This window comes from Streptacidiphilus neutrinimicus, assembly GCF_000787815.1.
In the GTDB taxonomy this organism is placed as follows: Bacteria; Actinomycetota; Actinomycetes; order Streptomycetales; family Streptomycetaceae; genus Streptacidiphilus; species Streptacidiphilus neutrinimicus.
On sequence record NZ_BBPO01000124.1, the window covers coordinates 1 to 13,026 of the forward strand.

Here is a 13,026-nt window from a genome sequence, read left to right on the forward strand (position 1 = left end):
GGCCAGGACGAGCGGCCGGGCGCCGGACGCGGCGAGCCGCGCGAGCCGGGCGGCGCGGTCGACGGGGGCCGGGGCGCCGGAGTAGAAGACTGCGCGGTACCAGTCGGGCGCGTCCTGCGTGGGCTCGCGGTAGAGGGCGGCGTACTCGTCGCGCCACCGGCCCCAGACGAACGGCACGGTCCGCAGCGTCAACTCGTCGGCCCGCTCCGGCTCAACGCCGCCTGCGGCAAGTTCCGCCTGGGCCGCGACGGCCGCCGGATACCAGGGCTCGTCCGCGCGAGAGGCGCGGATCGCGGCCACCTCGTCCTCGTCGGGCTCACGGGCGACGACGCCCGCGGGCGTCACCAGGACGAGCCGCCGGACCCGCCCGGGGTAGGCGGCGGCGTACTCCTGGGCCGTCAGGCAGGCGGCCGAGTGGGCCAGCACGTCGAGGGTCTCCAGGCCGAGATGGCGGCGGAGCGCCTCCAGGTCGTGGGCCTGGGCGGGGTAGGTGCAGCGTGACCGGTCGTCGGGAACGGGTGAGCGGCCGGTGGCCCGCTGGTCGACGAGGACGAGCGTGCGGTGCTCGTCGAGGCCGCCCAGCCCGCCGAGGTAGCGCACGTCGGCGCCCGGGCCGCCGGGCAGACAGATCAGCCGCGCCCCCGACCCGCGCTCCAGGTAGCCGAGTTCGGCGCCGTCGTCGGCGAGGTAACGGTGTTCGGTGGGCACGTGAGGCACACCCGCATCCTCACACGGCGTCGGCGGAGCGGTCCCGCGATTCCCCCGAAGGCGCCGGGAAGGTCGCCCTCCGGGTCCGCTGAGCGCTCTGCGGGTCGGACGGAATGACTCCGGTACCTGGTCCGTCCCAAAGAGGCGTATCAAATGCCTGGTCAGCGCCCTGAGACGGAGGAGACGTCTCAGCTCTCCCAAGATCGTTGACCGAGCCGTGCGGAGACGGATCAACTGGCTGAGACCAACACGAAACACACCCCACCCAACATCCGGAGGAACAACTGTGGGTCTCAAGAACATGGGTCGCCGCGTCGCGATGGTCGGCACCACGGCCGCGCTGATGGTCGGAGTCCTGGCCGGAGAGGCCGGCGCCACCTCGACGAACATCGACAGCTGGAGCACCAGCACGGCTCCGGTCCGCTGCGCGAAGGCGCTGTGCCTCTACTACTCGCCGAACGCCGAGGGCGCGATCTGGCAGAACGGCGAGGCCGGCGCGGGCGACCTCGGCTACTGGAGCTTCGCCAACGACAACGCCCCGGGGTCGAACAGTGGCGCGGGGGCCGGTCAGGGCGTGCGCAACAACGCCGCGTCCGCCGAGAACGGCGCGACCAACTGCAGCATGGGCATCTACGTGTACCCGAACAGCACCGGCGACTCGAACGTCCTCGACCCGGGCCGCGGCGGCAACCTGACGTCCAACCTGCGCAACAACGAGGCATCGGTGGCGCCGCTCGGGGTCCAGTACATCTACCAGTGCGGCTGACACATCCCTCACCGGCCTGTTCCTTTCCGTCCGGGCAGGCCGGCCCTGAACGACCGCCACGCGCGTTACCGCCCGAACCGAAGCCCAGGAGAGACACCGCATGACCCGACCCAGCCGCCTGTCGGCGACACGCGGGGCGTTCGGCGCCGTGGTCGCGCTGGCCCTCGCCACCCTGACGGGCTGCGGCGCCGACGCTGCCACGAGGGCGGCCGCCGCTCCGGCACCGGTCTCGACTCCGCAGGTCACGGGCGACCTCACCGGCCTCCACCTGCCCATCGAGTCGTACATGCTGACGCCGCTGGAGACGGTCCAGCGCCAGTGGCTGACGCAGGCGGGCATCCGCTCCTGCCTCGCCCGCTTCGGCTTCGCCTACCCCGATCCCGGGCCTCGGCCCACCGCGGACAGTCCGGCGCTTGCCGCGGAGTCCCTCCTGGCGCGGCGCTACGGCGTCATCGACCCCGGCCTCGTGCGCCGTTGGGGCTACCACGCGCCGCAGCAGGACGCTCCACCGAAGGGCGCGGCGGGGGGCATGGTGCTGCTCGCCGATCTGTCGGCGCCCGAGCAGGTGGTGCTGACCGGCTACGACCCCGCGACCCGTGGGCCTGCCGGAACGTACAAGGGCACGGCGGTGCCCGCGCAGGGCTGTCGGGGCGAGGCCGACCGGGCCTTGGGGGAGCAGACCGACGGGACGACGGCGGGCGGCCGCCAGCGCGCGGTGAACTCCGTCGACGGTCTGGTCGAGCAGTTGAAGGCGGCGAGCTTCACCGCCTCGATGGCCGACCCGCGCGTCGTGGCCGTCTTCAGGAGCTGGTCCTCGTGCATGGCGCGAGCCGGGTACCGGGAGACGAACCCCATGCTCGCCCCCGAGCTGTTCCCGCCCACGCCCACGCCGACGAAGGCCGAGATCTCCGCGGCGGAGACGGACGTGGCCTGCAAGGCCCGCACCAATCTCGCAGGGGTGTGGTTCGCGGTCGAGTCCGCCTACCAGAACGCGGCGATCGCCCAGCACGCGGGCGAGTTGGCCGAAGTGAAGGCCTCGCTCACGGGCGAGGTCACCGATCTTCACGCGCGACTGGCACGAACGCCCGCATGACGACGGGGTCGTGCCCGCGGTGAACACCGCGCGCGCCCGCACCTGTCCCTGGTCGGCCGGGAACGCCGCCACTGGCCCCGCTCAGGCCGACGGCGGCTTCAGTCCACGGCGGACGAACGCCGGTATCCGTCCCACAACGGTCCGCCCGCTCGCTCAAGGGCCTCCGTCACGACGGCCGCCAGGCGCTCCGTCCCGTCAGCCGCACCCGTGACGACGGCGGCGACCCCCTCCGTGAGGCGGCCGTGCAGGCCGGGATCGGCCTCGGCGAGCCGCCGGGAGAGCCACTTGCCGGCGCCCAACCAGCGACCGTCGGCAAGCAGGGCCAACTCGGCAGCCCGCTCCAGCAGGTGCGCGGCCAGGAAGACCCGCTCCCCGGGGTCCGCGCAGCCGCGCAGGTCGTCGAGGGTGTCGGTCAACGCGTAGCGCATCGCCTCCAGTTGACGGTGCGGAACGGGCGGGGGCCCGGCGGCGAGCCGCTGCCGGGCCTCGGCTTGGAGCCGGGTGCCGAGCCCGTCGGCGTCCACCAGCAGGCGCCCGTGGGCGGTCATGTGCAGCAGCGGCGAACGGCGCGCCGCGGTCTCGCTCGCCGCGAAGCCGTGCCAGTCCTGCTCGCTCTGCACGAGCAGCTCCACGGGCCAGCCGGCATGGCGGAAGCTCTCCCGGAAGCGCGACGCCTCGGCGCCCACCAGCACGAGGACGTCCAGGTCGGACGTCGGGGTGCGGCGCCGGGTCAGCACGCTCCCGGCGAGGAAGGCCGCGCGGGCGGCGGGGAAGCGGGCGGCGATCAGCTCTGCCGCCGCGGCCTGCGGCGCGGGGCGGGTCACGTCACTCATCGGGCCAGTCCGCGCCCGCCTCCGCCGCGAGGCGGCGGAGCAGGGTGGGGAGGCTGGTGCCGATCGGCTCGCGCAGGACCTCCGCGGCCGCGTCGTCGTAGGGCGTCGGGTCGGCGTTGACGACGACGACGCGGGCGCCTCCCGCGAGGGCGATGTCGACGAGTCCGGCGGCCGGGTGCACCTGGAGGGTGGAGCCGACCGCGAGGAGGATGTCGCAGGCCGCGGCGATGGCCCGGGCCTGCCCGAGGACCTCGGGGTCGAGGTGTTCGCCGAAGAAGACCGTCGCGGGCTTGAGCACGCCGCCGCAGGCCGCGCACGGCGGGTCGGCCTCGCCCGCACGGACGCGGTCGAGGGCCTCGGCCATCTCGCCGCGGACGCGGCACCGGGTGCACTGGGTGCGGCGGGCGGTGCCGTGCAGTTCCAGCACCTTGCGAGGGGTGACGCCGCCGAGCTGGTGGAGCCCGTCGACGTTCTGGGTCAGCACGCGCAGCGGCAGCCCGGTGCGCTCGTACGCGGCGAGGGCGTGGTGGGCGGCGTTGGGCCGGACGTCGAGGACGCCGGTGTCGAGCCGCATCCGCCAGCTCCGGGCGCGGACCTCCGGATCGGCCAGGTAGCTGCCGATGGTGACCAGGCGTTCGTTGTCGGGGTCGTCGCGCCACAGCCCCTGGGGGCCGCGGTAGTCGCGCAGGCCGGAGTCGGTGGAGACGCCGGCGCCCGTGAGCGCGGCGACGAGGGGGCGGGCGGTGTCGCTCATGAAGGAAACGTAGCGAGCGCGCCGCCTGCGGGCGACCGGGTTTTCGAGCTCGCGACCGGGTCTGGACCGGGCTCGTGACCGACGGCGGGACCAGCTGTGGGAGCGCCGGAAAACTCGCCGACGACATCTGTTGCGCCGACCTGACTCAGCAGTATGTTGACACCATGTCTAATAAGCAGCCGGCCTGGGCGCCGGAGGACCTGGACCGCTTCCGCGCCGTCCAACAGCTCGCCTACCGCTGCGCGGAGGCCGTCGCTGCGACCCTCGAGCCCGGCGTCACCGAGAAGCAGGCCGCGCAGCGGATGCGGCACTGGCTGATGGAGAACGGCGCGGACGACTGGTTCCACGTACCGTTCGCCTGGTTCGGCGACCGCACCACGTTCCACCGGTTCCGCACGCCGCTGCAGTTCTTCCCCACCGACCGGCGGCTCGAGGAGGGCATGCCGTTCATCCTCGACTGCGCGCCCGTCGCCGACGGCTACACCGCCGACATCGGGTACGCGGGCAGCCTGGGCGGCAACGCCGTCCAGGCGCAGATCCTCGACGACCTGCAGGAGTACCGCGCGCTGATCCTCGCCGAGGTGCGCGAGCGCAAGCCGCTCAACGCCATCTACCGCTCCGTCGACGCCCTGATCGCCAAACACGGCTACGACAACCGCCACCGCGTCTACCCGGGCCGGGTGCTCGCGCACCAGGTCACCCGCCTGAAGGTGCGCGGTCCGCGCGCGATCGTCGCCGGGTTCGGCGTGCGCAGCCTGCAGACGCTCGGCCGCGAGCTCGTCGCCGAACGGATCGTAGGCCGCTCGCCGCTGTGGGCCGACGGCAAGTCCTCCGGCCACGCGCCCACTCCGGGCCTGTGGGCCGTCGAGCCGCACCTCGGGCTGCGCCAGGTCGGCGCGAAGTTCGAGGAGCTGCTCGTCGTCACCGAGGACGACGCGTACTGGCTGGACGACGACCTGCCTCACGTCCGCGCCTGGACCGCGAAGGCCCCGGCCGCCACCACGCCCGAACACCCGACCGCAGACCGGGCCGACGCCGTGTCCGACGCCGTGACCGAAGAGGAGAGCGCCGCGTGAAGGAGCTCCAGTCCTACGTCACCGCGCCCGACGGGGTGCGGCTCGCGGTCTTCGAGTGGGGGGAGCGCTCCGCCGCCACCACCGTCGTCCTCGTGCACGGCTACCCGGACACCCACGCGGTGTGGCGGCCGATCGCCGAGCAGCTCGCCGAGCGCCACCACGTCGTCGCCTACGACGTGCGCGGGGCCGGACACTCCGACGCACCGCGGGCCGTCCGCTGCTACACGCTCGCCACGCTCGAGGCGGACCTCGGCGCCGTACTGCGGCAGGTCAGCCCGGACAGGCCGGTGCACCTGGTCGGGCACGACTGGGGGTCCATCCAGTCCTGGGAGTCGGTGACCGGCACCGCCCTCGCCGACCGGATCGCGTCGTTCACCTCGATCTCCGGGCCGTGCCTGGACCACGTCGGGCAGTGGTTCCGCAGCAGGCTCCGCCGCCCGAATCCGCGCGCACTCGGCCAACTGGCCTGGCAGGGCGTGCACTCGTGGTACATCGGCTACTTTCACCTGCCGCTGCTGCCCCCGCTGCTGTGGCGCACGGCCATGGTCAGGGCCTGGCCCGCGCTGCTGCACGCGGTCGAGGGCGTGCCGCACGGCAGCGGCGCGCCCACCTTCCCCACCGACGCGGTGCGCGGCCTGGCGCTCTACCGGGCCAACATGATCCCCCGGCTCGCCCGGCCCCGGAGGCGGCCCACCGACATCCCGGTGCAGGTCGTGTTGCCGCAGAAGGACCTCTACGTCACGCCCGCGATGGCCGGGCAGGCGCCGCAGCCGTTCGTCGGACGGCTCTGGCGGCGTCCGCTGCGCGCCGGGCACTGGGCTCCGTTGACGCACGAGACGGTGCTGGCCGGATGGATCGACGAGTTCGTCGCCCACATCGAGGGGGCCCCGGCCGCGCCGGACCTGGATCGCGCACAGGTGCGCCCGGACGCCGCGGACAGGGGCGAAACCGCAGAGTACGCGGGCAGGTTGGTCGTCGTCACCGGCGCGGGCAGCGGTATCGGCCGCGCCACCGCGCTGGCCTTCGCGGACGCGGGCGCCTCCGTCGTCGCAGCGGACCTCAACCCCGAGTCGGCCGCGCGCACCGCCCAGTTGGCCTCGCTGCTCGGGGCACCGCGCACCGGCTGGTACGCCGTCGACGTCTCCGACCCAGCCGCGATGGAGGAGTTCGCCAAGGCGGTGCGTGCCGAGCACGGCGCGCCCGACGTCGTCGTCAACAACGCCGGCATCGGGCTCGGCGGCGCGTTCCTGGACACGGCGACCTCCGACTGGGACGCGGTACTGGGCGTCAACCTGATGGGCGTCGTCCACGGGTGCCGCCTCTTCGGCGCGATGATGAAGGAGCGCGGGCAGGGCGGACACATCGTCAACATCGCCTCGGCCGCCGCCTATCTGCCCTCGCGCACGCTGTCCGCCTACGCCACCAGCAAGGCGGCGGTGCTGATGCTCACCGAGTGCCTGCGGGCCGAACTGGCCGACCAGGGCATCGGCGTCAGCGCCGTCTGCCCCGGGTTCGTCAACACCGCCATCGCCAAGGCCACCCGCTACGTCGGCGTGAGCGCGGGCGAGCAGGAGCAGCTGCGCGGCAAGGCCGACCGCCTCTACCGGCTGCGCAACCTGCCGCCGGAGCGCGTCGCGGACGCGGTGCTGCGCGCGGTGCGCGAGAACCGGCCCGTGGTGCCGGTGGCCGCCGAGGCGCGGATCGGGCGGGCGCTCAGCCGCCTCTCCCCCGGCACGCTCCGCTTCGTCGCCCGCCGCGACCTGACCCCGCGCTGAGCGCGACCGACCCTCGATCGACCGTGAACCACGAGGAGCCCCCACCGTGACCGCACTCGAGGTCAGCACCGAGCACGCGCCGCTCCAGGCGCGCCGCGTCAGCTTCGACTGGACCCAGACGCCGCTGCACTGGGTGCCGAACGACCCCTTCGCCACCCACATGATCAACGTCCTGCACCTGCTGCTGCCGGCCGGCGAGCGCTGGTTCGTGGACGTGTACAAGCAGGCCCTGCCGCTGGTCCGCGACGCGAGACTGCGCGAGGACATGATCGGATTCATCGGCCAGGAGGCCGTGCACTCCCAGGCGCACTCGACCGTCCTGGACCACATGATCGCCCAGGGCCTGGACCCGTCCCCCTACACCGCCCAGATGGACTGGTTCTTCGAGCACCTGCTCGGCGACCACACCGCGCCGCCCGCGGCGACGGCCTGGTGGCTGAAGGAGCGGGTCGCCTTCATCGCGGCGATCGAGCACTTCACGGCCGTGCTCGGCAAGTGGGTGCTGGACGCGCGGGGGTTCGAGCGCTTCGGCGCCGACCCGGTCATGGTGGACCTGCTGCGCTGGCACGGCGCGGAGGAGGTGGAGCACCGCTCCGTCGCGTTCGACGTCTTCCAGCACCTCGACGGCCGCTACGGCCGCCGGATGCGGGCGATGACCACGGTCTTCCCGACCATGGCCTGGCTGTGGATCCGCGGCGTGAAGTTCTTCATCGCTAACGATCCGGAGCTGACACCCGCTCAGCGCAAAGCGCTGGAGCCGACGATGAAGGACTGGGTGCGCGCCGCCAAGGCGGATCTGGTGCCCACGCCGAAGGACATCTTCAGCGCGGTGCCGCGCTTCATGCGCAAGCGCTACCACCCCACGCAGGAGGGCTCGACGGCCACGGCGCTGGCCTACCTGGCCGGTTCGCCCGCTGCGCGGGCCGCTGCCGAGCAGGCGGAGGCGGCGACGCGTCCGCTCGAACTCGTCGTCGCCGAGCGGCGCGAGCCGGCCGAGGGCGTGGCGGAACTGGTGCTCTCGTCCGCGAGCGGTGCTCCGCTACCGGCCTGGGAACCGGGCGCTCATCTGGACCTGCTGCTGCCCTCGGGCCTGGTGCGGCAGTACTCGCTGTGCGGGGACCCTGCCGAGCGGGGGGTCTACCGGATCGGCGTGCGGCTGACGGAGGACACGCGCGGCGGCTCGAAGGAGGTCCACGAGACGCTGACGGCCGGCGCGTCCGTGCAGGCGCATCGGCCGCGCAACCGCTTCCCGCTCGCGCCGGGCAAGGGCCCGCGCTACTTCGTGGCGGGCGGCATCGGGATCACCCCGATCCTCCCGATGATCCGCGAGAGCGCTGCTCGCGAAATTGACTGGCGTCTGCTGTACGTCGGGCGCTCGCGTGCGAGCATGCCGTTCCTCGACGAGATCAGTGCTCTCGCTGACGCGGAGACCCGGGTGACCGTCGTCGAGACGGACACCGAGGGCCTGCCCGATCTGTCCGCGGCGCTGGAATCGGCCCCCCACGGCGCGATCGTCCACGTCTGCGGCCCGGAGCCGCTGATGGACGCCGTGGTCGACACCCTCGGCGCGCTCCGCCCCGGCGTCGAGGCCCGCCTCGAGCGGTTCCACCCCGCCGGCGGCGCGGCCCACGGCGACACCGTCGAGGTCGAACTGCGCCGCACCGGGGCGACCTTGACCGTCCCCGCGGACCGCAGCGTGCTGAGCGCCGTGCGCGAGCGGGTGCCGGACGTCGCCTACAGCTGCGAGCAGGGCTTCTGCGGGACCTGCAAGGTCCGCGTCCTCGGCGGCACTCCGGAGCACCGCGACGACCTGCTGACCGTAGAGGAGCGGGCCGACTCGATGCTGATCTGCGTCTCCCGCAGCCAGGACGGGAAGCTCGTGCTGGATCTCTGATCCGGACCAGTTCCACCATAATGACCCTGACATGTCGTCAACTGTGTGAAACTGACTGAAATTCGATGGAGGCCCAACAGATCCGACGTCCCTGGGAAGCGCTGTGGACACCGAACCGCTGACCGATTCGGCCGTCGACGACATGACGACGGCCACCCGCTACCTGTGCGCGGGCACGCACCTCGACGAGGGCTTCGCCCGTGCGGTGATCCGCGAGATCGAGGAGGAGCACCACCGCGCACCGGCCCCCAGCCACGGGGTCAACATCATGATCGTGCACCAGCACGCCCGCCGCGCCGTGCAACGCCTGTCCCTGCGCGACCGCAGGCTCGCGACGTGCCTGCTGGTGTCGTTCCTGCTGCAACCGGCCGCCACGCTCGTGTTCTGGCCGATCGCCGCGATGGCCGGCGGCGACGGGGTCCGCTCGCTCGACCCCCGGTCCTCGCGGATCGCCGCCGGCACCGGCTCCCGCCCCGGATCCGCGCGGCGCAGGGTGATCCTGGGCGCGGTGATGCGCGCGGTCGTGATGCTGGCGGCCGCCTGGCTCGTCACCGGCGTCGTGCAGATCCTGCCCGCGCCCCTGGTGTACCTGCCCGGGCAGGTGCTCGCCCTGCTCCTGCTCGTGGTCGCGCTGGTGGTGGTGCCGTGGCTGGTGTGCTGGCAGGAGCGCACCGAGGCGTGGCAGACCGTCAGCCGGGAGCTGACCGCCGAGGGGTTCTCGGCCACTCACCCGCGCACGGCCGACGGGGCCCCGCTGACCGACGGCAACATCACCGTCTACAGCGGCTACTCGCCCTTCGTCGGCACCGGCGTGGAACGCCAGACCTGGTCGCTGACCATGCACCTCGCCCCTGCCCGCGGGCTGACCGGCACGGTACCGGCACAGGCGCGGCGCGAACCGTGGACGGTGCCGATCAGCGCCGACGACCTGGTCGAGGGTCTCGCCTCGCGCCTCACCGCCCTCGGCGCCGCCGCCCCCGGCGCGACGGACGGCATCGCCAACCTGAGGGTCACCGAGAAGCTCTTCGTCAACGGCACCGAGCTCCGGCAGCCCTGGGTCCGCGGCAGCGGCTTGACCGACGCGGTGCTGCCGGACGAGAAGCGACCGCCCGTCACCGAGGTGCCCGACCCGCTGGTGCACGCCCACCGCGGCCGCGACCACGGCCCGGTCCGGCACTGCCTCCGGGTCGAGGTGACCGCCTGGGGCGCGGACCTGGTGCTCTCCTTGTTCGTGCAGGTCGTGCTCAGCGGCGGGCTGCTCTCGCTGTCCACGACGACGCTGCTGCTGCCGCCGGTCAGGGCCGCCTACCGGGTGGCCGACTCCGTGCTCGAACGCGGCGCGCGGGCCGGGTCCTCGGCGACCGCCACGGGCACGCTGCCGACAATCGGCGGGGACGACACCGAGCCGGTGATCGCCGCGCAGTCGCTCAAGGCGGGGCTGAAGGACCTGGCGGCGGCCCCGACCGCGGTCTACCGGGAGCTGCGCGAGCCCGGGCGACGCACCCGACGCAACGAGGACCTGCTGCGCGCCATCGCGGAGGACCGGACCTTCGACTACGGCGCCCGGCTGAGCCTGCGCGAACTGGCCGCCGACTCCCTCTACCGCAACTACTTCCAGCGCGCGGACGTCACCCGCATCTCCCAGCAGCTGGACATGCGGCTGGTCGACTACCTGGCGCAGATCCTCGAGGCGAACGGGCTGGACACGACCGAGCTGGACGACAGCCGGGCCCAACTTCTCAACGCGGGCGTCATCATCACCGGCGGCTCCATGAGCGGCACCATCGTCGCCGGTCAGGGCAACACCGTGAGCACTCCCTCGCCGCACCGCGGCTGACGAGAAAGGCGACAGGACCGTGTCCAGGCACGACAGCGGCCACGAGGGCGGCATGGGCAACAAGGGCATCGTCATCAGCGGCGGAACCGTGAACGACTCCGCGCTCGTGGCCGGTGAGAACAACCGGGTCACCATCCGCCAGCAGCACGGCGAGACCAGCGCCCAGGCCCTCGCGCAGGCGCGGGCGGACGCGGCCCGCCTCCTCGGCCTGCTCGCCTCGGGCGGCTACGACCTCCCCGACGCGCCGACCGCACACGCGGCCGCGCTCGGCCTCAAGGACGAGCTCGACGAGGAGGAGCCGGACCAGTCCCGGCTGCGCAAGTGGCTGACCCGGCTGCGCGGCCTCGTCGCCGGGGTCGCGCCGCTGGCCGAGCTCGTGGTGGCGGTCGAGGAGAGCGTGCGCATGCTGGCCGGCGGCTGAACCGGCCTCGGTTCAGAGCGCTTCACGCTTCTGCAGGTACAGGAAGGAGATCCACCCCGGGATCAGCAGAAGCCAGAAGGTCAGCAGGCGGTAGACCAGCACCACCGGCACCCACGTCGCCACCGCGACGCCGGTGGTGACCTGGAGCGAGTACGCCTGGGCGGCGTCGGAGGAGCCGATGCCGCCCGGCATGGGGATCGCGGAGCCGACCGCCGAGCCGACCAGCTGGGCGAAGCCGACCTCGGGGAAGGTCGCCGCCTGGCCGAAGGCCCGGGAGCAGAAGTACAGGCTCGCCACGGCCATCAGCGTGACCGAGAGCTGGCCGAGGACGCCGACCGTGAGCTTGCCGGGCTGGCCCATCAGTTCGCGCAGGCGCGGGCCGGCTTCGCGGAGCCGGGCGGCGAGCCAGCGGCGCAGCCGCGGCACGCCGACGCAGACGCCGACGCAGGCGGCGAGGGAGGCGGCCGCGATGAGCAGGGTCGCACCGGTCGGCAGCGACGCGGCGTAGTTCGCGCCGATCCAGGTGCCGAAGGCGACGAGCAGCGCGAGGTGGAGTACGAAGCCGACGATCTGGCCGAGCGCGACGCTGGCCAGGGCCTGCGTCTGGGCGATGCCGGAGCGGGCGAGGAAGCGGGTGTTCACGGCGGCGCTGCCGAGACCGCCGGGGGTGGCCAGGTTGACGAAGAACCCGGAGAGCTGCGCGAGCAGTGCTCTCCTCAGTGACACCCGCTCCGGAACGAAACCGACGATCGCGAAGGTAGCCCCGACCGAGCCGAGCGCCGCGGTGGCCAGCGCGGGCACCAGCCAGACCGCGTTCGCGCGCTCCAGTGCCGGGAGCGGGTTGGCGTTGTGCCGGAGCACCTGCAACAGCACGACGTAGACGACGATCGCGCACAGCACGAGCGTCACCACGCGCCGCATCCTCAGCCGCTTCGGCGGGCCGCCCGCCTCCGCCAGCGTCCCCGTCGCCCCCGCGAGGACCGCGTCGGCTCCGTGGTCCGCGCTCCCGGCACTCCCGGTGCCGTCCGCGCGGTCCGCACCCGGCGTACCGGGCGTGCGGGGCGCACCGGGCGCACCGGCGGCGGACGCCTTCTCCTCGGGGGCGAGCTCAGGCCCGGAGGTCATGACGCAGCACGCTCCGCTTCCTCCCCGGTGGGGTGACGTCGACGAACCCCTCCCGCTCGAAGAGGCCACGCGGCCCCATGTGCGAGTAGGAGCCGCCCTCGGCCGCAGGCTGTGCTTGCCCTTGCCCGCCTCCGGCAGGATATGTCTCCACGACTGATGCCCCCTGCTCGCGGGCGTATGCCAGCGCGCCGCGCAGCAGTGTCCCGGTCACCCCGCGGCGACGCCAGGGGCCGGGGACGTAGAAGCAGACCAAGGACCAGACCGGTAGGTCGTCGACCGGCGCGAGGACACGGGAACGCCCCAGCGCGCGGTAGCACGCGCGGGGCGCGACCGAGCACCAGCCGACCGGTTCGTCGTCCGAGAAGGCGAGCACGCCGACCGGCCCGCCGCCGCGCACCTCGTCCTCGAGTGCCTCGACGCGGCCGGGGACGTCACTCGCCCGGAACTCCGTGCTCGTCATGCGCCAGCGCTGGCAGGAGCACCAGCGGAAGGTGCCGTGCGCCTCGGAGAAACGGGCGAGAGCCTGCCTCCCGGGGTCGTCGGCGCGCACCGGACGTACCGAGAGCTCCGCCCGTGACATGCCCTTTCCGTTCCCGAGCGGCCACCTGACAAACCTCAAACTTCTCGGGCCGCACACCTCCCGGCAACACACGGCGGAAAGACTGCGAGTGGACCTGCACACGTGGTGACCGCCGTGGTGGCAGCGCGCAGGAACAGCAGCAGAAGGCACCGAAGCAAGACCGC

General features: G+C 73.3%; 12 protein-coding genes and 1 pseudogene. 8 read left to right on the forward strand and 5 right to left on the reverse strand.

Annotation, left to right across the window (positions count from 1 at the left end; genetic code table 11):
- On the reverse strand, nt 1-717 hold a 717-nt coding region (locus tag TR48_RS42705; RefSeq protein ID WP_236652492.1), incomplete at its 3' end, for an alpha/beta fold hydrolase.
- A 277-nt stretch (nt 718-994) separates the two neighbouring features.
- Here TR48_RS42705 and TR48_RS36515 point away from each other — a divergent pair.
- Nucleotides 995-1,474 carry a hypothetical protein gene (locus TR48_RS36515; protein ID WP_052443345.1) on the forward strand — a complete coding sequence of 160 codons (480 nt, stop codon included), beginning with the start codon at nt 995-997 and terminating at the stop codon, nt 1,472-1,474.
- A 100-nt stretch (nt 1,475-1,574) separates the two neighbouring features.
- Nucleotides 1,575-2,567, forward strand: a complete 993-nt coding sequence (locus tag TR48_RS36520; protein WP_052443346.1) for a hypothetical protein — start codon at nt 1,575-1,577, stop codon at nt 2,565-2,567.
- 98 nt (nt 2,568-2,665) lie between these two features.
- On the opposite strand, the gene TR48_RS36525 is transcribed toward TR48_RS36520, so the two are convergent.
- Together TR48_RS36525 and TR48_RS36530 are read right to left on the reverse strand one after the other, a co-directional pair.
- Nucleotides 2,666-3,400, reverse strand: coding sequence for a nucleotidyltransferase domain-containing protein (locus TR48_RS36525; RefSeq protein WP_042374926.1), 735 nt, complete (start codon nt 3,398-3,400; stop codon nt 2,666-2,668).
- Nucleotides 3,393-4,154 carry an SIR2 family NAD-dependent protein deacylase gene (locus TR48_RS36530; protein ID WP_042374927.1) on the reverse strand — a complete coding sequence of 254 codons (762 nt, stop codon included), beginning with the start codon at nt 4,152-4,154 and terminating at the stop codon, nt 3,393-3,395. Before TR48_RS36530 ends, TR48_RS36525 begins: the two co-directional genes overlap by 8 nt.
- A gap of 164 nt (nt 4,155-4,318) precedes the next feature.
- On the opposite strand from TR48_RS36530, the gene TR48_RS36535 reads away from it, so the two are divergent.
- The 6 genes and pseudogenes from TR48_RS36535 (at nt 4,319) to TR48_RS36555 (ending at nt 11,157) form a co-directional block, all read left to right on the forward strand.
- Entirely contained in the window at nt 4,319-5,230 is a 912-nt protein-coding gene (locus TR48_RS36535; protein ID WP_042374928.1) for a M24 family metallopeptidase, read from the forward strand.
- Nucleotides 5,227-7,005, forward strand: coding sequence for an SDR family oxidoreductase (locus TR48_RS36540; protein ID WP_042374930.1), 1,779 nt, complete (start codon nt 5,227-5,229; stop codon nt 7,003-7,005). The genes TR48_RS36535 and TR48_RS36540 overlap by 4 nt, the downstream gene beginning before the upstream one ends.
- 46 nt (nt 7,006-7,051) lie before the next feature.
- Nucleotides 7,052-7,945: pseudogene (locus tag TR48_RS46080) on the forward strand (metal-dependent hydrolase); the annotation flags it as partial.
- 378 nt (nt 7,946-8,323) lie between these two features.
- Nucleotides 8,324-8,899, forward strand: coding sequence for a flavin reductase family protein (locus tag TR48_RS46085; protein WP_236652493.1), 576 nt, complete (start codon nt 8,324-8,326; stop codon nt 8,897-8,899).
- A gap of 103 nt (nt 8,900-9,002) precedes the next feature.
- A complete protein-coding gene (locus tag TR48_RS36550; RefSeq protein WP_042374931.1) occupies nt 9,003-10,736 on the forward strand; it encodes an AbeC-like domain-containing protein in 1,734 nt (577 codons plus the stop codon).
- 19 nt (nt 10,737-10,755) lie between these two features.
- Entirely contained in the window at nt 10,756-11,157 is a 402-nt protein-coding gene (locus TR48_RS36555) for a hypothetical protein (protein ID WP_152628384.1), read from the forward strand.
- Nucleotides 11,158-11,169: 12 nt separating this feature from the next.
- On the opposite strand, the gene TR48_RS36560 is transcribed toward TR48_RS36555, so the two are convergent.
- Nucleotides 11,170-12,282, reverse strand: coding sequence for a lysylphosphatidylglycerol synthase transmembrane domain-containing protein (locus TR48_RS36560; protein WP_052443347.1), 1,113 nt, complete (start codon nt 12,280-12,282; stop codon nt 11,170-11,172).
- Nucleotides 12,266-12,862 carry a GNAT family N-acetyltransferase gene (locus TR48_RS36565; RefSeq protein ID WP_052443348.1) on the reverse strand — a complete coding sequence of 199 codons (597 nt, stop codon included), beginning with the start codon at nt 12,860-12,862 and terminating at the stop codon, nt 12,266-12,268. Before TR48_RS36565 ends, TR48_RS36560 begins: the two co-directional genes overlap by 17 nt.
- Nucleotides 12,863-13,026: the final 164 nt, after the last annotated feature.

What these genes read in the sequence shown, in the direction of transcription:
- TR48_RS36520 (WP_052443346.1), top strand. Translation starts at nt 1,575, where the DNA reads ATGACCCGACCCAGCCGCCTGTCGGCGACACGCGGGGCGTTCGGCGCC.
- TR48_RS36525 (WP_042374926.1), bottom strand. Translation starts at nt 3,400, where the DNA reads ATGAGTGACGTGACCCGCCCCGCGCCGCAGGCCGCGGCGGCAGAGCTG.
- TR48_RS36530 (WP_042374927.1), bottom strand. Translation starts at nt 4,154, where the DNA reads ATGAGCGACACCGCCCGCCCCCTCGTCGCCGCGCTCACGGGCGCCGGC.
- TR48_RS36535 (WP_042374928.1), top strand. Translation starts at nt 4,319, where the DNA reads ATGTCTAATAAGCAGCCGGCCTGGGCGCCGGAGGACCTGGACCGCTTC.
- TR48_RS46085 (WP_236652493.1), top strand. Translation starts at nt 8,324, where the DNA reads ATGATCCGCGAGAGCGCTGCTCGCGAAATTGACTGGCGTCTGCTGTAC.
- TR48_RS36560 (WP_052443347.1), bottom strand. Translation starts at nt 12,282, where the DNA reads ATGACCTCCGGGCCTGAGCTCGCCCCCGAGGAGAAGGCGTCCGCCGCC.
- TR48_RS36565 (WP_052443348.1), bottom strand. Translation starts at nt 12,862, where the DNA reads ATGTCACGGGCGGAGCTCTCGGTACGTCCGGTGCGCGCCGACGACCCC.